This is a genomic window from Streptomyces sp. NPDC030296, from assembly GCF_055572815.1.
Genome location: NZ_JBVICQ010000003.1, coordinates 263,592 through 282,106 on the forward strand (window position 1 = coordinate 263,592; position 18,515 = coordinate 282,106).

The 18,515-nt window shown below is 69.4% G+C and carries 12 protein-coding genes; 5 read left to right on the forward strand and 7 right to left on the reverse strand.

Features of this window, described 5'->3' with window-relative positions:
* Positions 1-141: 141 nt before the first annotated feature.
* The gene (locus ACZ4Z3_RS09240; RefSeq protein ID WP_468500391.1) at positions 142-3,639 is read right to left on the reverse strand and encodes a DNRLRE domain-containing protein; all 3,498 of its coding nucleotides are present in this window, start codon (positions 3,637-3,639) and stop codon (positions 142-144) included.
* Positions 3,640-4,158: 519 nt separating this feature from the next.
* Here ACZ4Z3_RS09240 and ACZ4Z3_RS09245 point away from each other — a divergent pair.
* Complete coding sequence (locus ACZ4Z3_RS09245) at positions 4,159-10,974, forward strand: RHS repeat-associated core domain-containing protein (protein ID WP_468500392.1); 6,816 nt, start codon at positions 4,159-4,161, stop codon at positions 10,972-10,974.
* Positions 10,975-11,059: 85 nt separating this feature from the next.
* Here ACZ4Z3_RS09245 and ACZ4Z3_RS09250 read toward each other — a convergent pair whose 3' ends face one another.
* Positions 11,060-11,617, reverse strand: coding sequence for a hypothetical protein (locus ACZ4Z3_RS09250; protein WP_468500393.1), 558 nt, complete (start codon positions 11,615-11,617; stop codon positions 11,060-11,062).
* Between the two features lie 58 nt (positions 11,618-11,675).
* The gene (locus ACZ4Z3_RS09255) at positions 11,676-12,467 is read right to left on the reverse strand and encodes a hypothetical protein (protein WP_468500394.1); all 792 of its coding nucleotides are present in this window, start codon (positions 12,465-12,467) and stop codon (positions 11,676-11,678) included.
* Positions 12,468-12,949: 482 nt separating this feature from the next.
* On the opposite strand from ACZ4Z3_RS09255, the gene ACZ4Z3_RS09260 reads away from it, so the two are divergent.
* The 4 genes from ACZ4Z3_RS09260 to ACZ4Z3_RS09275 all read left to right on the forward strand — a co-directional run bounded on the left by ACZ4Z3_RS09260 (position 12,950) and on the right by ACZ4Z3_RS09275 (position 14,887).
* Entirely contained in the window at positions 12,950-13,285 is a 336-nt protein-coding gene (locus tag ACZ4Z3_RS09260; RefSeq protein WP_468500395.1) for a DUF7737 domain-containing protein, read from the forward strand.
* A 99-nt stretch (positions 13,286-13,384) separates the two neighbouring features.
* Positions 13,385-13,876, forward strand: coding sequence for a TM2 domain-containing protein (locus tag ACZ4Z3_RS09265; RefSeq protein ID WP_055517341.1), 492 nt, complete (start codon positions 13,385-13,387; stop codon positions 13,874-13,876).
* Positions 13,869-14,267 (forward strand): DUF2752 domain-containing protein, encoded by a 399-nt coding sequence (locus ACZ4Z3_RS09270; protein WP_468500396.1) that lies wholly within the window; start codon positions 13,869-13,871, stop codon positions 14,265-14,267. The genes ACZ4Z3_RS09265 and ACZ4Z3_RS09270 overlap by 8 nt, the downstream gene beginning before the upstream one ends.
* 356 nt (positions 14,268-14,623) lie before the next feature.
* The gene (locus ACZ4Z3_RS09275) at positions 14,624-14,887 is read left to right on the forward strand and encodes a TM2 domain-containing protein (protein ID WP_468500397.1); all 264 of its coding nucleotides are present in this window, start codon (positions 14,624-14,626) and stop codon (positions 14,885-14,887) included.
* A gap of 113 nt (positions 14,888-15,000) precedes the next feature.
* Here the strand turns inward: ACZ4Z3_RS09275 and ACZ4Z3_RS09280 are convergent, their stop codons facing one another.
* The 4 genes from ACZ4Z3_RS09280 to sdhC are packed head-to-tail and all read right to left on the reverse strand — an operon-like array spanning position 15,001 to position 18,417.
* Positions 15,001-15,762, reverse strand: a complete 762-nt coding sequence (locus ACZ4Z3_RS09280; RefSeq protein WP_468500398.1) for a succinate dehydrogenase iron-sulfur subunit — start codon at positions 15,760-15,762, stop codon at positions 15,001-15,003.
* Positions 15,762-17,516: a succinate dehydrogenase flavoprotein subunit gene (sdhA, locus tag ACZ4Z3_RS09285; RefSeq protein ID WP_468500399.1), complete on the reverse strand. Its 1,755-nt coding sequence runs from the start codon at positions 17,514-17,516 to the stop codon at positions 15,762-15,764. Before sdhA ends, ACZ4Z3_RS09280 begins: the two co-directional genes overlap by 1 nt.
* Positions 17,517-17,539: 23 nt before the next feature.
* On the reverse strand, positions 17,540-18,031 hold the full coding sequence (locus ACZ4Z3_RS09290) for a succinate dehydrogenase hydrophobic membrane anchor subunit (RefSeq protein WP_468500400.1): 492 nt from the start codon (positions 18,029-18,031) through the stop codon (positions 17,540-17,542).
* 5 nt (positions 18,032-18,036) lie between these two features.
* Complete coding sequence (sdhC, locus tag ACZ4Z3_RS09295) at positions 18,037-18,417, reverse strand: succinate dehydrogenase, cytochrome b556 subunit (RefSeq protein WP_468500401.1); 381 nt, start codon at positions 18,415-18,417, stop codon at positions 18,037-18,039.
* Positions 18,418-18,515 lie beyond the last annotated feature (98 nt).

The window sequence follows — 18,515 nt, forward strand, 5'->3', positions numbered from 1 at the left end:
GTCCGGCGGAACCCCGGGAGCGACGGCGGGCGGCGCGACAGGGTCGACGGAACGGGCGAAGCGGGCGGTGAGAGGCGGGGCGGGGGAGAACGGCGAGGGGCCGACCGCAGACGTTCGCGGTCGGCCCCTCCCGGGCTGGGGTCAGCCGATGGCGATGCGGGTCTTCCAGTAGCTCGCCGAGCCGATGATCTCCGTGCCCGAACCGGACATCGCCGTGCGGCTGCCGGTGTAGAAGCGGACGGTGCCGTTGGTGTGGACCGTCCAGATGTCCGGGATCCCGTCACCGTTGGCGTCCGGCGTGCCGGCCAGCAGATAGATGTTGCCGCTGCCCCAGCCGGAGGCACCGTAGATCCCGTCCTCCCCGTCGGCCGAGTTGGCGGCGGCGGCCAGGGAGTTCAGGTCGGTGCCCGTACCGCTGCTCGCCTTGACGCCCTTGCGGGACAGCAGGCGGCCGGAGACGTCACTGCGGTAGATCAGGTCCGTCACGCCGTCGCCGCTGAAGTCCGCCACGCTGACGATGTCCCGCTCGGTCCAGGGCGAGGACGACAGCCGGATCGCCTGGTCGATCGTGGCGCCGTGGTACCCGGTGAACGCCCACAGCTCGTCACCCATGGTGGCGAAGAAGTCGGTGCGGCCGTCCCCGGTGGCGTCGCCCGCCGAGACGATCTGGGTCAGGGTGGACGGGTTCGGCGCGTTGGACGGGAGCAGGATCTCCACCCGGCGGTCGATGTTGACCGCGCCGTAGCCGTCGCCCGGGTACACCCACAGCTTGTCGCCGAGCCGGACGACCAGGTCCTGGAGGCCGTCACCGCCGTAGATGTCGCCGTTGTGGGTGATGAGCGCGCCCTTGAAGTGGCCGGCGGGCGCGGCGACGAACGCCGGAAGGTCGTCGCCGTTCGGATCCTTGTCGGGATTCGCCCGGTAGGCGCCGGACATCGAGTAGTCGAGGTCGCCGGTGCCCTTGGTCAGGTCGTTGGTGGCCTGGGAGGGGTACATCACCAGGTTGCCGGCGTCGGAGACCACCATCAGGTCGGGCAGCTTGTCCCCGGTGAAGTCGCCGGGGGAGTCGGCCTGGTCGCGCGGGGTGACGTAGAAGAAGTACTTCGTCGGCTGCGAGGGGTTGCCCGCGGCGTCCACCGTGCGCACGTACAGCACGTTGGGTCCCGCCGTCGGCGGCTTCGCGTTCGCGAGGGTCGCGCTGACCGTGGTGGCCGTGCCGCTGGTGCGGTTCACGCTGAACGGGTAGCTCGGCGCGTTGAAGCCGTACTCGTAGCGGACGACGTCCGTGTTGAGCGCGCGCACGGTGAAGGAGCCGGGCGTGCCGAACTTCTTCGTGGACCAGTTGGCGTCCTCGGCGTCGTTGCCGAAGCCGTTCTCGGCGCCGTCCGCGTTCGGGAAGTCCGTCGAACTGACCTTCGGCGGCTTGGGTGCGGTGGTGTCGAGGACGAAGCGGCACGGGGTGCTGGCCGGGGCGTACCCGGAGCTGGCGTTCGCGTCGTCCACGGCCCGCACCCGCCAGGAGTACAGGGTGCCGTTGGTGAGTTTGCTGGTGGAGAAGCCGCTGGTGGTGCGCAGCGCGACGTCCTTGTCGCCGCCCACCGACACCTTGCCGGTGGAGCCCAGCAGATCATGCGTGGAGTCCCACTTGCCGGTCGGCCACAGGTCGAAGTCGAGGAAGTCGAGGTTCTTGTCCTTGTCGGCTCCCCGCGCGGTGAACGTCAGACTGCCCGAGCCCATGCGGACGTATGGCTCGGTGGTGGTGCACTTGGCGTCCGGGCCGAGGTCGAGCGACTTGGCGTCGATGGTCGGTTTGCGGTTGTAGACGAGTTCGAGTACCGGGGCGTTGTCGCCGTTGGCCTGGAACTTCTTCCACGAGTACTGGGAGTGCTCGTCCCGTGCCCGCAGACCGAACGTGATGGTGTCCTTGCCCTCGTCGGCCCGCTTCTGCGCGGCCCGGCGCACGTCGAAGGTCTCGTACGCGTCCCGGCAGCCGGACTTGTAGCCGTGCGCGAAGCTCTTGGTCGCGAACTTGTTGCCGTCGCTCAGCTTGGGCGCGTTCTTCCAGTTGGTCTTGCCGTTCACCGGGCCCGTCAGGTGCACGCTCATCGAGCGGGAGCTGCACGACCAGGAGTACGTCTCCAGCATGCGCAGCTTCGCACTTGTGATCTTCGTGCCCTTGAGGTCCTTGTCGAAGGCGATGTTGAAGTAGGAGCGCGAGGTGCCCCAGGTGTCCGACTCGAAGCCGACGCGGGCCTCGTGCGTGCCGCCCTTGTTGAAGCCCTTGCCGTTGTAGAACGTGGCGTTGGGGTGCCGGCTGTAGGCGGTCGTCCAGTTCTGGGTGTGCTTCTTCACCGACGGGTCGACGAACACCGGGTACTTGGTGGCCGGGTCGGTCAGGAACTCCGTGTTCGGGGTGAGCACCCAGTTCGCCCCCGACAGATCGGCCTCGACCAGCTCACCGCGCGAGTCGGGCGAGGGCCCGTCCAGGCCGGGCAGGCTGAGCGTGGCCGCCGAGCCGCCCTGCGTGGGCGCGGGTGTCGGCTCGGCCGGGGCGGACGGCAGCGGGGATTCCGACACCGTCGGAGCGGGACCGTCGGTGGCCGGCGGCAGCGTCTCCGGGTTGGTGTCGCCCTGCTCGTCGGTCTCGATCAGCCCCTCGGTGGGGCTCGGGCTGTCGCCCGGCTCGTCGGACGCCGACGCGGTGGGCTCCGGGCTCTCCTCCGTGGTCGGCTGCGCGGTGGCCCCGACCTGGCCGTCGGTCACCGCCGGGGAGCCGGAGCTGTCCCACATCAGCGGGGTCGGCGAGACGGCCACCTCGTTGCCGTACGCGTTCTCCGCGCTCAGCACACTGGTCACCGGGTCGAGCCGGAACGTCAGATCGGCGGCGGTGATGCCGTACGACAGCTGCTGGGCCCGAGGGTCGGCGGCGGCCGTGCGGTTCTTCAGCACGAGGAGCTGGGCGAAGCCGTCGTCGTCGGCGGTCAGCACCAGGTCGGCGCCCGGGAGGATCTCCGGGTACAGCGCGCGGGAGCCGTCGATGATCGGGGCGGGGACCGGGCCCGGCCAGGTCAGCTGGATGGTGTAGCCGTCGACGGTGAGGCTGACCAGGGGGCTCGCGTCCGCGGCGGCGGCCGTGCGCACGCCCTTGACCAGGGAGATCCGCCGCACGCCGGAGCCGGCGCGGGAGGCGCGCTCGTCGTCCCGCCCGTCCTCGCCGCGCGCGGCCCTCGACCCGGCCGAGAACACCATTCTCGCGTTCGTGGCCTTCGGTTCCCAGCCCTTGGCGGTGCGGCGCAGGTCGTAGTCGATCGGCTTCCACTCGCCGCCCACCTTGGCCCGGATCGGCGACGAGTACAGCCTCTTCGCCATCTGGCCGTCGGGGCGCGCCCACGTCGTGGACCTCGCCGTACGTGCCGCCGTGACCTCGACGGGCCTGCCGGTCTCGGCCGCCCGCGCGAGCGCGGCGGCCTCCCCGACCGGCTTCTTCCGACCCGCGCCGTCCGAGCCGCCGCGCGAACCGGGCTCGTCCAGACCGAGACCGATGAAGGTGATGCCGGTCGCGGCCAGCGCCGCGGTGAGTACGGCGGCCGTGGTGCGTCTGCCGGGCAGACGACGCCAGTTGCGCTCCTTGCGCGTCATCGGGCGAGTTCCCCCTTCCCCCCTTGGAACCGGCACGGGCAGGGCTCGGCCGGGCGAGCCGATGATGACCTATGCACGGGCCGTCGTCACGCTTCGCAGCCGCCGCGGGGGATTGAGCGGATCAAGGCGGCGGCCCGTAAAGGTGGTTGCGGCAGACGGTGGACAAGACGCCTACCGGCCACAACGGTTGCCATCAAAAGCCGCGAAACATTCCTGAACTCCCGTGTTTCGATGGTTATTTGCCAGGGGAACTGGTGAATTACGCGATTGATCGCGGAGGGGCGGGGCTTTCCCTTACCTCGGCAAATCCCGTATCTGGTCCCCCCTGGCCGCTATCCATGTTTACGCACCGTGACGGTCATCACATACGTACAGATGATCTAGCGAAACTTCACATGAGCCCCACAGAATCCTCGGCATCTGATACGCCATCACGCGTGGTCTGTTCCTGGCCCGCCTCGAGTGGTCCGGGGGGACCTCGCCGTGTTCGGTCGCTACTCGAATGTCCGTCGTGCCCGTGTGCGCAGAGCCGTCGTGCCCGCGATCGGCGCGGCGCTGCTCGTGGGCCTCGTGCCCGCCCAGTCCCTGGCCCTGCCGCCCGATCCGGCCGTCGCGGAGAAGGGCCGCGAGACCCTCGACCTGGAGGCGCTCGACCAGGACAAGCCCCTGACGGGCGAGACGTTCGAACGGGATTTGGAGACCCTGAAGGTCGAGGTCCCCGAGGACCTGGAGCAGGCCCCGGCAGGCACCGCCACCGCACCGCTCGCCGACACCGGCACGGTCAGCTTCGGCGGCACCGCGACCACGACCCCCGCCTCGGCACGCACGGCCTCGGATCGCACGGCCTCGACCCGAACGCCTTCTGCCCGCACGGCCTCGACGGCCCAGCAGGTCGACCTCAAGCCCGTCGAGGACCTCCCCGTCAGCCTCGGCCAGGCCCCCGACCAGGCTGCCCCCACCGGCACATGGGCCGTCCAGGTCTACGACCGCGCCTCCACCGTCGCCCAGGGCGTCGACGGCGCCGTGGTCAAGGTCCAGGCGCCCGCCACCGGGTCCGTCCCGGTCTCCGTCAAGCTCGACTACGCCAAGTTCAAGAACCTGTACGGCGCCGACTGGGCCTCCCGGCTGCGCTTCGTCCAGTTCCCCGAGTGCTACCTGACGACGCCGGACGTCGAGGCGTGCCAGGAGTACGAGGAACTGGAGACCGTCAACGACACCAAGACCCAGTCGATCACCGCCACGGTCGACACCGCCGCCGACGGCACGGTCACCCCGGCGGCCGCCGCGAAGGTCGCCGAGTCCGGCGGACCCACCCTCGCGCAGGCCGCGTACCGCAAGGCGGGCGCGTCCGCCACGCCGGTCGCCGCGACCGGTGACGCCGCCGTCGTCGGCGCGGTCGACTCGGGCGGCGGGGCGGGCGGCACCTTCAAGGCCACCCCGCTCGTCTCCAACGGCAAGTGGGCGGCCGGCGGTTCCTCCGGCGCCTTCACCTGGTCGTACCCGCTGTCGATCCCGGCGGCTCCGGCGGGGCCGGTGCCGGGTGTCTCGTTCACCTACAACTCCCAGACGGTGGACGGCCGTACCGCCGTCACCTCGCCCCAGCCGTCCTGGATCGGCGAGGGCTGGGACTACGACCCCGGACACATCGAACGCCGGTACCGCACCTGCCAGGACGACCGGAAGACCCTCAACTCCGGCACGCCGAACAACACCGCCAAGAAGGACAAGACGTCCGACCTGTGCTGGGCGTCGTACAACGCGGTGATGTACCTCATGGGCAAGACCACCGAACTCGTGCGGGACGCCGCGTCCGGCAGTGACCCCGAGACCGACACGGAGGTGTACCGCCCCCTCCAGGACGACGGCACCCGTGTCGAGCGCCGGACCGGCGGCAGCAACGGCGACAACAACGGCGAGTACTGGGTCGTCACGACCACGGACGGCACGAAGTACTACTACGGCCTCAACCAGGTCGGCGGCGGCCATGCCGACACCCACTCGGTCTCCACCGTTCCCGTCTTCGGCAACCACCCGGGCGAGCCCTGCCACGCGACCGCGTTCGCCGACTCCCGCTGTGGCGCCGGCAAGAAGCAGGCCTGGCGCTGGGGCCTGGACAAGGTCGTCGACACCCACGGCAACACGATGGTCGTCAGCTGGAAGCAGGAGACCAACTACTACGCGGTAAAGAAGAAGTTCAAGAGCCCCGAGCAGTACGACCGCTTCGCCTACCCGACCCTCATCGAGTACGGCATGCGCGCGGACCTCACCAAGCCCTCGGCGAGCGTCGAGTTCGGCGTCAGGCAGCGCTGCCTCAAGTCCGACGCGGCGTGCACCGCGGACAACTTCAACAAGACCGACGACCCGGGCGCCTACCGCCCCTGGTGGGACACGCCCGGCAACCTGAACTGCAAGTCCTCCTCGAAGCTCTGCCCGCCCTTCCCTTCCTTCTGGACGCAGATGCGCCTGGACACGGTGACGACGAAGGGCGCCCGCGCCGGCCAGACCGGCCTCGGCAAGGTCGACACCTACGAGCTGCACCAGTCGTTCCCCGAGGACTGGTACGACACCTCCCCGGGCCTGTGGCTGAACTCGATCACCCGCCGTGGCTTCGCCCCCGGTGACACCACCGGCACCCTCCAGCACAAGGACGGCGTCAGCTTCGCCGAGTACTCCGTCGGCTCCACGTCGCCGCTGCGCACCCGGCTCCAGGACCGCCAGCTGCCGAACCTCGTCCGCACCGGCCCCAACGACCAGCGCCCCGCCTTCACCCGGCCCCGCATCGGCACCGTCGCCACCGAGTACGGCGGTGACATCGAGGTCGAGTACAAGGGCGGCTGCGCCACCGAGCCGGCCGAGGACAAGGGCCGCAGCAACGGCACCTGCTACCCGGTGCGCTGGTCGCCCGACGGTGACGAGAAGACGCCCGCGAAGTCCTGGTTCAACAAGTACGTCGTCCACTCGGTGACCGAGACCGACAAGATCACCTCGCACGGCAAGCCCGTCGTCACCCGGTACGACTACAGCGGTCCCGGCTGGGCCAAGAGCGTCGACGAGTTCACCCGCCCGGCACTGCAGACCTACAGCGACTGGCACGGCTACCGGCAGGTGGCCGTCACCAAGGGCAGCAAGTCCACCTCCCAGCAGGGCGACCCGCAGTCCCAGTCGTACTCCGTGACTCGCTACTTCCAGGGCGTCGGCGGCGCGGTCAAGGACTCCACCGGTACTTACACGCTGGTGGACGACGACGCCCAGCAGTTCACGGGCCTGCTCGCGGAGTCCATCACCTACCTCAACTCCGACAAGAAGGTCCAAAAGCGCGTCCTGAACTACCCCTGGTCGAAGCAGACCGCCTCCCGTACCCGTGAGGCCGAGAACGGCACCGACCTGGAACCGCTGCGCGCCCACCAGGGCGGCATCAAGCGCACGGACGAGATCCAGACGGTCGACTCCAGCTGGCGGGGCGTCCGCACCCTGACCTCGTTCGACGACACCTACGGCCTGCCCGAGCAGGTCGAGACGGCCGTGGTGAAGCCGAACGGTTCCGGCGAGACCCTCTCCGACCAGACCTGCACGAGGACGACGTACGTCCACAACACCTCGGCCTGGCTGATCGGCCTGACCAAGGAGAAGCGCACCACCGGCACCTCCTGCGCGGGCTACGACGCGGCCGACCCCGCCAAGCAGCTCAAGAGCGCTGTCCGGTACAGCTACGACAAGCTGAACCACGGGGCCACCCCCACCAAGGGCGACCTCACCTCCGTCGCGGAGATCGACGGCGCCGGCACGTCCTACTCGAAGGTCACCACGACGACCTACGACGACCTGGGCCGCAAGCGCCTCGTCACCGCGCCCGGTGAGGGCACCACCGAGACGCAGTACGTCCCGGCGGACGGCGGCCCGGTCACCTCGATCAAGGTGATCAACGCCAAGGGGCACGCCACCACCACGGCCTTCGACCCCGGCCGCAGCCTCGCGCTCACGGTCACCGACCCCAACGGCCGGGTGCTGAAGACCGAGTACGACGCGCTCGGACGGTCGGTGAAGGGCTGGTCGGCCTCCCGGTCGTCCGGCGGGAAGTCCCCGGACGTCCTGTTCGAGTACCAGAGCGCCATCGCCACCTCCCAGACGACGCGGCCCGCCGCGGTCACCGTCAGGATGCTCAAGGACGACGGCACCTACAGCAAGCAGGTCACCGTCTACGACGGCCTGATGCGCAAGGTCCAGACCCAGGAAGAGGCCCACGGACCGGGCCGGATCGTCACCGACACGTCGTACAACGACCACGGACTCGTCGACGAGCAGACCGCCGGCTACCTCGCCAAGGGCGATCCCGCGCCGGAGCTGTTCACCCCGAAGTCGACCACCGCCATCCCGAGCTGGACCAAGACCCGGTACGACGGTCTGGAGCGCCCGGTCCGCCACTCGACCTACTTCGACGGCGACTACCGGTACGCCACCTACACCAGCTACTCCGACACCAGCACCTATGTGAACCCGGCCGGCGGGACCGCCCCCCGGACCCGGACCTACACCGACGCCCTCGGCCGGATCACCCTGGTCAAGCACTACAGCCGGGACGACTCCAGTGACGCCGGGCGCACGACGGCCTACCACTACGATGCCCGCGGCAACCGCACCAAGGTCACCGACTCGGCCGGCAACATCTGGTCGTACACCCATGACGCGCGCGGCCGGGTGACCTCGGCCACCGACCCGGACACCGGCAAGACGGAGACCTGGTACGACGCCGCCGACCGGCCCAACAAGTCGACCAACTCCCGGGGGAAGACCTCCTACACGGAGTACGACGAGCTGGGCCGCCCCACCAAGGTCCGCGAAGGGTCCGAGACGGCCACCCCGGTCAAGGAGTTCACCTACGACTCCCTGCCCGGCGGGCTCGGCAGGCCCGTGGCCTCGACCCGGCACACCGCGAACGGCGACTACATCAGCCGGGTCACGGGCTACGACGCCGAGTACCGGGTCACCGGCCGCGAGACGGTCATCCCGTCCAACACGATGACCACGGGCGTCGCCGGTACCTACACCTACGGGTACACGTACACGCCGGTCACCGGGAAGCCGCTCTCGTACACCATGCCCGCCGTCGGCGGACTCCCCGCCGAGAAGGTCGTCACCCGCTACAACAGCGACGGCCTCGCCGAGTCCACCTCGGGCCGCGCCTGGTACACCTCCGACGTCACCTACTCGCCCTTCGGTGAGCCCCTGCGCACGGTCTCCGGCTCCCAGCCGGCCCGGGTGTGGACGACGAACTTCATCGACCCGCACACCGGACGCCTCCAGCGCTCGGTCGCCGACCGCGAGACCGCGGGCCCCCACCGCGTCAGCGACAACTACTACTCCTACGACGCCTCCGGCACCATCACCTCCAACGCCCGCAGCCTCACCGAAGCCTCGGGCACCACGTGGGACACCCAGTGCTTCACCTACGACGCCATGGGCGAGATGGTGAACGCCTGGACGTCGAAGATCACCCCCGACGGCAAGGCGACCGGCTGCAAGGCGTCGAACGGCACGACCTGGGGCTACCGCACCGACTACGAGGCCTCGACCGGTCCGCTCGCCGACGCCCCCGACGCGGCGGACGACGTCACCAGCCCGGACACCTCGCTGGCGTCCACCCTGGCCGCCGCCGCCCCCGACGCGGCCACCGTCGCCACGGGCGCCACCGCCTACCGCCAGTCGTTCACCTTCGACTGGCTCGGCAACCGCGCCACCATGACGGAGCACAACCCGGCCGACGCCACCAAGAACGTCGCCTACACCTACGGCTACGACACCAAGCAGCCCCACACCGTGGACTGGATCAGCTCCAGCCCGTCCGGCAAGGGCAGCTCGTACACCTACGACGCGGCCGGCAACACCGAGCTCCGCGATCTCGCCGCCACCACCCAGAACCTGACGTGGACCGCGGAGAACCGCCTCGACACGATCACCGACGACGGCGTCAGGACGGCCTACGTCTACGACGCCGACGGCAACCGGGTCCTGGAGAACTCGCCGACCGGCTCGACCCTGTACCTGGGCGAGACCGAGATCACCACCAACGCGAGCGGCACCATCACCAAGGCCGCCCGGTCCTACGCCCAGGCGGGCGCCCCCACCGTCATCCGCAGCACGGCGAACGGCGCGACCACCGGCCACAAGCTGAACGTGCTGCTCGCCGACCACCTCGGCACGGCCAATACCGCGGTCGAACTGGCCGGCACCCAGCCGGTGGCCCGCCGCGCGTACAAGCCGTACGGCGAGATCCGCGGCATCCAGCCGTCGACCTGGCCCAACAAGCGCGGCTACCTCGGCGTCGGCATCGACGACGCCGCGACCGGCCTGACCCACATCGGCGCCCGCGAGTACGACCAGGCGTCCGGCCGCTTCCTCTCCGCCGACCCGGTCATCGACATCGCCGACCCGCTGCAGATGAACGGGTATGCGTACGGAAACAACAGCCCGGTCAGCAAGGCCGACCCGAGCGGTCTGTTCCCGATCCTGATCCCGGGCGGCATCATCGGGGGCGGCGGGGGCGGCAAACCCGTCCCGTCCGGTCCCAAACTGACGCAGAAGAAGCTCTCCGACGGTCGCACGGCGATCTACGACGAGTACGGAATCGGGCACGTCGTCGGCGGCACGCCGGACAACGACGCCGCGGTCCGAGCGCTCAAGTACCTCAACGACGACCTCAAGGCGGCCGGGCTCTACACCGACGGGTCGAACAAGGGCACCGGCGAGATCTACCTGTCGCAGATCGACAAGGACGTCCTGGTGGACAAGGGGCACTTCATCGACAAGGACGGGAACCGGCGGTTCAACGGCACGACGTCCGACTTCATCAAGGTCACGTACGAGAACGGCAAGATCGTCGACGTGATCGACTTCGACGCGACCAGCGCCAAGTCCCCCACCAAGAGACTCGACTACATCAAGGGTGACATCGACGGCAAGATGACCCCGAAGGAGCTCGACGGCAAGGGGCAGGCCAACAACGTGGTCTTCGTCGCCGCGAGCGAGGCCCAGGCCAATCAGGTCGCCAACGAGTACACCAACGACTCCCGTGTCCGGGTGATCCATCCGGACAGCGGCTTCGACTCGCGCAGGGTGTTCAACATCGCGACCGGGGCGAACGCGGCGCGCGTCAGCCCGAGGATCCGAGGCCGCGTCCTGGGTGTCGCCGGATCGCTGATGCCGTTCGCCCAGACCAACAGCTATGTCCGGAGCTTCGGGTTCTGGGGCGGCATGGCGGAGATGGGCAAGGACTTCTTCGATCCGTTCGGATTCCACGAGGCCGTGGAACCCTCGGACGAGGTGAACCCGCCGATCTAGGAGGACCGGGCCGCACGAGGTCCAGTTCCGTGGGTGTGCCCCGCCGGGAAGTCCCGGCGGGGCACACCCGTGTGCGGGCGCAAGCTCAGTACGGGGCCATCTCCAGATCGCCGATCACGGTCAGGCCGACCTGGGCCGCGAGCCAGGGAGCGCGCTCGGCCTCGACCTGCTTGACGTGGACGAAGACCGTGTGATCGGCCGCGGGCTCCTCCAGCTCGAGGTCGCGGACATTGACGCACAGTGTCACGAACGCACCCCTCTCGCCGCCGGCACCCAGTCCCACCTCGGGGGCCTCGGGCCAGCCGCTGAAGTCCCAGCGCACCGTGGCGGGGCTGTCCCCCACCAGGTCGAGGAACGGCCCCACCGTCTCCGGCGGCCGGCCCAGGGCCCTCAGCCGGACGGGAAGATGCGCCGAGGGGTCGTCCCCCTTCGCCGACGAGCCCCCCGAGCTCCCCTCGGCGTACCACTTGGCGTGCGGCAGCAGTTCCAGCATCGACGCGAGCACGTCCACCGAGGGGATGACCGCTTCGTAGTCGATCTCGAGGCCCCGCAGATCGGCGATCGCGAGCAACCGCTCGACGATGCGCAGGCCCTCCGGGAGGTCGGTCGTCCTCAGGACGGGCTGTGCGTAGGAATTGGACATGGCGGCCAGTGTGCCACCGGCGGTTCTCCCGCCCGCATCCCGGCCACCCGCCCCCGGCTCAGGACCCGCAACCCCCCACCCGCCGCGTGCTCAGCGCGATGTCGTCCATCCGTACGTCGTACGACGACGGGCTGGGGTTCGCCTGGTACAGCTGCCAGCCCAGCTTCAGCTTGTCGAACGTCGGGAAGACGAAGTCGTCCGCCGTGCCGCCGTGCTGCTTCGTCGAGACGGTCAGGTCGGGCTGCTCGACGCCGTTGAGGTACACGGTGACTCGGTTGTCCATGGCGTCGAGGTGGAACTCCGCGCAGGTCCACGCCCCGTCGGCGGCCGGCGCGGACGTGCGCCAGTTCGTCCAGTCGCCCGTGGGGCCGAGGTCGGAGCCGACGCCGTAGAAGTTGCCGTTGTCGGTGGGGGCGAACTGGCCGCCGAGCGGGCGCACCAGGGTGGGGGAGTCGGCGCCGGACGCCTCCGCGAGGGTCCAGTGGGCCCAGGGGGGCCCTTCCGGGAAGCGGTCGACCCGCAGCCGTATCCGCGCCCAGAAGCTGTTGCCGGGCGGGGCGAGGTCGGGGAAGACCATGAAGGCACGGCCGTTGCCCTCGGTGTGGATCCGGAGTTCCCGGCCGCGCCCGTCGGCGGCGCGCTCGACGGTCAGCGAGCCGTTCGCGGTGTCGGTGGTCCAGCCACGGCCGCCGGTGACGGGGCCGAGGGGGAGCCGGTTGAAGTTCTCCTTTGCGAAGGTCCCGCCGTACACGTCGTGCGGGGCGGGGGTCGCCGAGGCAGTGGGGGGTGTCGCGATCAGCATCGCGGCCGCGACCGACAACGCGGCGGCGGCTTTCCTCAGGGAGTTCATGAGCGAAGTCTGTGTTCAACTCCCCCATCCGTCACAGCAGTTACGCAACATTTCGGCCACCCGACGCCGCGCGTGAGGAGATCGCCGTACCGGCCTACGGACTGGCCGAGGTCGGCTCCGCCGAGCACCGGCTGGGCGACGCCACGGCCCTGGTCGGCGTCCACGGTGGCCGAGCGTCCTCGGCCGGCGCAACGCCGCCGGCAGGGCGGTGCAGAGCGTCCCGGCCGCCGTCCGCGCCGCACATGCCGACGAGTTGAAGGAACTCAGCTGCCCGAGTGGGGGCTGTGCGCCGAGTACTGGATCGAGGGCGACGGCCACGCCTACGGCGAGGACATCACCGAGTCCGGCAGCCGTCTGCGGCCGTCCACCGACCAAGTGCGCTTCTATCCGCTCGACGCCCCCGAGAACCTCGCCCCCTGCCACGGGCGCGAATACACCATGTGGCTGCGGGACGGGCGGGATCCGGTCGACCCCGTGCGCTCGTGGGCGTCGCCAGCGTCGGCAACGACCCGACCTGGCAGGACGGTGGCCCCGAGGGCCGGTTCCGCGAGTACCGGACGTCGTCCCTGCACGTCCGAGGCGAGCGGCACACCTACAAGATCCACCTGGGGTCCGGCGACATCCTGCGGACGCCCCACGACCAGTACCTGTGCATCGGGCCGAAATCGGCCACCGGTGGCACGGACGGGAACCGAACCGCGCAGACTGGCTATCTCCCCTATGAGGGGGACCGCATCCGCGCGGTGATCCTCAGCAAAGCGATGCTGCTCGCCAAGGACACGGAGATCACGGACCCGACGATCCTCAGCCAGCTGTGACCACGAGGTAACAACTTCTCTCCGGGGCCCTCTCTCCTGCAATATGACGGACAGCCCATATTCAGCCGCTCAAGCAATCAACACGCAGGAGTCAGTACCGTGACCGAGCAGCCCCAGCAGCCCGCTCAGCCCCCGCAGCCGCCCCAGCCCGGCTACGGGTACCCGAACCAGGCTCCTGGCCAGGCGCCGGGCGCCAACCCCTACGGCGCTCCGCAGGGCGGCTACCCGCAGGACGCGTACCAGCAGCCGGGCGCCGCTCCGGGCTACGGCTACCCCCAGCAGGGCGCCCAGCCGGGCTACGGCTACCAGGCGCCCCCGGTCGGCGGCGCGTACACGGGCGACCCCAACGCCCCGTACGGGTACGACCCGTACGGCCGCCCGTACTCCGACAAGTCGAAGATCGTCGCCGGCATCCTGTCGCTGTTCCTCGGCTCGTTCGGCGTCGGCCGCTTCTACATCGGCCACGTCGGCCTCGGCCTCGGCCAGCTGTTCACCTGCGGCGGCTTCGGCATCTGGGCGCTGGTCGACGGCATCATCCTGCTGACGAGCAGCAACACCACGGACTCCAACGGGCGGGTCCTGCGTGGCTGAGCGCGGCCCCGCCGTCCTGCGACACCCGGCGGCGGCCCCCCTCGCGGTGGCCGCCGCCGGGCTGGCGGGCGCCGCCTATGTGTACGGCACCAATCCGCACGAGCCCGGCCATCTGCTGCCCCAGTGCCCGTTCCGCTATGTCACGGGGCTGCTCTGCCCCGCCTGCGGCGGCACCCGCATGGTGTACGACCTGATGCACGGCCAGTTCACCGCCGCCTGGCACGACAACCGGGTGCTGCTGCTCGCCGCGCCCTTCGCGTTCGTCCTGCTCGGACGCTGGTTCGTCGAGGGGCTGCGCGGACGCCGCTGGCGCCCCGGACTGAAGCCCCGCACCCAGGCCTTGATCCTGGGCGTCGCGGTGACCTGGACGGTCGTCCGCAATGTGCGCTGAACGGTCGTCCGCAATCCACTGAACGGTCGGCACATCCGCGCCGAATCGCTGCTTCTTCCCTTCCCGGGCCGCCGTAAATCCCTTACGCCCGCTTTATGTCGCGCAGTTGTCGCAACTTGGCTGGAACCGGATCACGGAATCGGAACGATCGGCTGTTTCCCCTCCCACCGGCCCCATGCGCCTCACTACGCTGCAACGGCGACAGGGGGGATGACGGGGGATTACGTCGTGCTCGATCGTCGGTCGGCGTTCGCCGTGCCCGACGGCTGCCGGTTTTCGCCGCGCCTTCCCTCCTGGACTCTTCCCGAGGCAATCCGCTTCGGCCTTCTCAGTCAGTACATCCAGGAGTTACTTCGATGACCGTCCCCACCCCTGACGCTCCCTTCGGCTACGACCCGCAGGGCCGTCCCTACTCCGACAAGTCGAAGATCGTCGCCGGCATCCTGCAGCTGTTCCTCGGCACGCTCGGCATCGGCCGCTTCTACGTCGGTTCCGTGGGCGTGGGCGTCGCCCAGCTGCTCACCTGCGGTGGTCTGGGCTTCTGGGCCCTGATCGACGGCATCCTGTTCCTCACGAGCAACGACCGCACCGACTCGCAGGGCCGCGTCCTGCGCGGCTGACACTCCGACCGGGCCCCTCGGGCCCGGTGAGGTACGGCGACAACGCTGAGGGCCCCGCTCCGATCCCGGAGCGGGGCCCTCAGCGTCGTACGGCCGGGAACGGCCGCGGAGTCCTAGAAGCGGCGCGTGATCAGCGCCCGCTTCACCTCCTGGATCGCCTTGGTGACCTCGATACCGCGCGGGCAGGCGTCCGTGCAGTTGAAGGTCGTGCGGCAACGCCACACGCCGTCCTTGTCGTTGAGGATCTCCAGCCGCTGCTCGCCGGCCTCGTCACGCGAGTCGAAGATGAAGCGGTGGGCGTTGACGATCGCGGCCGGACCGAAGTACTGGCCGTCGTTCCAGAACACCGGGCACGAGGACGTGCAGGCGGCGCACAGGATGCACTTGGTCGTGTCGTCGAACCGCTCGCGGTCCTCCGCCGTCTGAAGCCGCTCACGCGTGGGCTCGTTGGTGTCCTTCGTGATCAGGAAGGGCATCACGTCCCGGTACGCCTGGAAGAACGGCTCCATGTCCACGACCAGGTCCTTGAGGACCGTGAGGCCCTTGATGGGCTCGACCGTGATCGGCTTCTCGGGGTTGATGTCCTTGATCAGCGTCTTGCACGCCAGACGGTTCTTGCCGTTGATCCGCATGGCGTCCGAACCGCAGATGCCGTGCGCGCAGGAGCGGCGGAAGGTCAGCGTCCCGTCCAGGTCCCACTTGATCTTGTGCAGACCGTCGAGGACACGCTCCTTGGGGTCGATCTCCAGCTGGAAGTCTTCCCACACCGCCTCGGCCGCGACCTCCGGGTTGAACCGGCGGATCCGGAAGGTGACGGTGATGTACGGGGACGCGGCGGAGGCTGCCTCGGCCTTGTCCAGAACAGGGGTAGCCATCAGTACTTACGCTCCATCGGCTGGTAGCGGGTCTGGACGACCGGCTTGTAGTCGAGGCGGACGGTCTCGGAGCCGTCGTCGCCGACCTCGCGGTACGCCATGGTGTGACGCATGAAGTTGACGTCGTCGCGGTTCGGGTAGTCCTCGCGGTAGTGACCGCCGCGGGACTCCTTGCGGGCGAGCGCGGAGACGGCCATGACCTCGGCCAGGTCGAGCAGGTTGCCCAGCTCGATGGCCTCCAGCAGGTCGGTGTTGAACCGCTTGCCCTTGTCCTGGATCGCCACGTTCTTGTAGCGCTCGCGCAGCTCGGCGATCTTCTCGACGGCCGTCTTGATCGTCTGCTCGGTGCGGAACACCATGACGTTCGCGTCCATGGTCTCCTGCAGCTCACGGCGCAGGTCCGCCACGCGCTCGTTGCCCGTGGAGGAGCGCAGCCGCTCGATCTGCTCGACGACCAGGGACTGCGGGTTCTCCGGCAGCTCGACGAAGTCGGCCTTCTGCGCGTACTCGGCGGCCGCGATGCCCGCCCGGCGCCCGAACACGTTGATGTCGAGCAGCGAGTTCGTGCCGAGGCGGTTGGCGCCGTGCACGGAGACACAGGCGACCTCACCGGCGGCGTACAGACCCGGCACGACGGTGGTGTTGTCCGCCAGGACCTCACCCTCGACGTTGGTGGGGATGCCGCCCATGGCGTAGTGCGCGGTCGGCTGGATCGGGATCGGGTCCGTGTAGGGCTCGATGCCGAGGTAGGTCCGCGCGAACTCGGTGATGTCCGGGAGCTTGGCGTCCAGCTGCTCCGGCGGGAGGTGCGTCAGGTCCAGGTAGACGTGGTCGCCCTCGGGACCGCAGCCGCGGCCCTCGCGGATCTCCGTGTAGATGGAGCGGGAGACGACGTCACGGGACGCGAGGTCCTTCATGACCGGCGCGTACTTCTCCATGAAGCGCTCGCCGTCCTTGTTGCGGAGGATGCCGCCCTCACCGCGGGCGCCCTCCGTCAGCAGGATGCCCATGCGCCAGATGCCGGTCGGGTGGAACTGGAAGAACTCCATGTCCTCCAGCGGCAGGCCCCGGCGGTAGACGGCCGCCTGGCCGTCACCGGTGAGGGTGTGCGCGTTGGACGTCACCTTGAAGAACTTGCCGCAGCCGCCGGACGCGTAGATCACGGACTTCGCCTGGAAGACGTGGATCTCGCCGGTCGCCAGCTCGTAGGCCACGACACCGGCGGACTTCTTGACGCCGTCGACCTCGGTGATCAGCTGGTCGAGGACGTAGAACTCGTTGAAGAACTCCACGCCGTGCTTGACGCAGTTCTGGTACAGCGTCTGGAGGATCATGTGGCCGGTGCGGTCGGCCGCGTAGCAGGACCGGCGGACCGGGGCCTCGCCGTGGTTGCGGCTGTGACCGCCGAAGCGGCGCTGGTCGATCGTGCCGTTCGGGGTCCGGTTGAACGGCAGGCCCATCTTCTCCAGGTCGAGGACGGAGTCGATGGCCTCCTTCGCCAGGATCTCGGCGGCGTCCTGGTCGACCAGGTAGTCACCGCCCTTGACCGTGTCGAAGGTGTGCCACTCCCAGTTGTCCTCCTCCACGTTGGCGAGCGCGGCGGCCATGCCGCCCTGCGCGGCGCCCGTGTGGGAGCGGGTCGGGTACAGCTTGGTCAGCACGGCGGTGCGGCTGCGCTTCGTCGACTCGATCGCGGCGCGCATACCGGCGCCGCCGGCGCCGACGATGACGGTGTCGTACTTGTGGATCTTCATGATCGGTTGCCTCAGCCCCGTGCCTAGCGGATGTTCGGGTCGAAGGTGAAGATCACCAGCGTGCCCAGCAGGATGGTGAACACCGTGGCGGTGTACAGCAGGCCCTTCAGCCACAGCCGCGTGTTCGCACGCTCGGCGTAGTCGTTGATGACCGTGCGCAGGCCGTTGGCGCCGTGCAGCATCGCCAGCCACAGCATGAGCAGGTCCCAGACCTGCCAGAACGGGGACGCCCAGCGGCCCGCGACGAACGCGAAGCCGATCTTGGAGACGCCGCCGTCCAGGACGAGCTGGATCAGCAGGTGGCCGATGACCAGGACGACCAGGACGATGCCGGACAGCCGCATGAACAGCCACGCGGCCATCTCGAAGTTGCCGCGGGTCGACTTCGGGGTCTTCTTGGTGCGCTTGCGGGGCGGCTCGATGAGCGGCGCCGGGTTCTCCGGGCTGTAGCCCGACAGGTTGCCCGAGCCCTCGACGGGGCCGATGCCGGAGGCGGTGGTCTCAGTGGTGGACATGGCTGTCAGCTCCCCCACAGTTCACGGACGGCGTGACCGAGGACGGGGTACAGGGCCCCGATCATCAGCACGGCCCAGACGCCGAGGACGATCCACAGCATCTTCTTGTGGTGACGCGGGCCGTTCGACCAGAAGTCGACGGCGATCACCCGAAGGCCGTTGAGCGCGTGGAAGAGGATGGCGGCGACGAGGCCGTACTCCAGCAGCGCGACGATCGGCGTCTTGTACGTGGCCACGACCGTGTCGTAGGCCTCGGGGGAGACACGGACGAGAGCGGTGTCCAGCACGTGTACGAACAGGAAGAAGAAGATGAGGACGCCGGTGACTCGATGAGCCACCCAGGACCACATTCCTTCCCGGCCGCGGTACAGCGTTCCAGCCGGCACGGAAGAACCCTCCGGGAGCGGGATTGGGGCCGGCCGGCTTGTCTGTCGGTCTGACCCGGCCGGGTACGGTCCACCGGCCCTGGCCATCGTAGCGACGT

Excerpts from the sequence above, each read along its gene's own strand:
- ACZ4Z3_RS09240 (WP_468500391.1), bottom strand. The coding sequence starts at position 3,639 with ATGACGCGCAAGGAGCGCAACTGGCGTCGTCTGCCCGGCAGACGCACC.
- ACZ4Z3_RS09250 (WP_468500393.1), bottom strand. The coding sequence starts at position 11,617 with ATGTCCAATTCCTACGCACAGCCCGTCCTGAGGACGACCGACCTCCCG.
- ACZ4Z3_RS09255 (WP_468500394.1), bottom strand. The coding sequence starts at position 12,467 with ATGAACTCCCTGAGGAAAGCCGCCGCCGCGTTGTCGGTCGCGGCCGCG.
- ACZ4Z3_RS09275 (WP_468500397.1), top strand. The coding sequence starts at position 14,624 with ATGACCGTCCCCACCCCTGACGCTCCCTTCGGCTACGACCCGCAGGGC.
- ACZ4Z3_RS09280 (WP_468500398.1), bottom strand. The coding sequence starts at position 15,762 with ATGGCTACCCCTGTTCTGGACAAGGCCGAGGCAGCCTCCGCCGCGTCC.
- sdhA (WP_468500399.1), bottom strand. The coding sequence starts at position 17,516 with ATGAAGATCCACAAGTACGACACCGTCATCGTCGGCGCCGGCGGCGCC.
- ACZ4Z3_RS09290 (WP_468500400.1), bottom strand. The coding sequence starts at position 18,031 with ATGTCCACCACTGAGACCACCGCCTCCGGCATCGGCCCCGTCGAGGGC.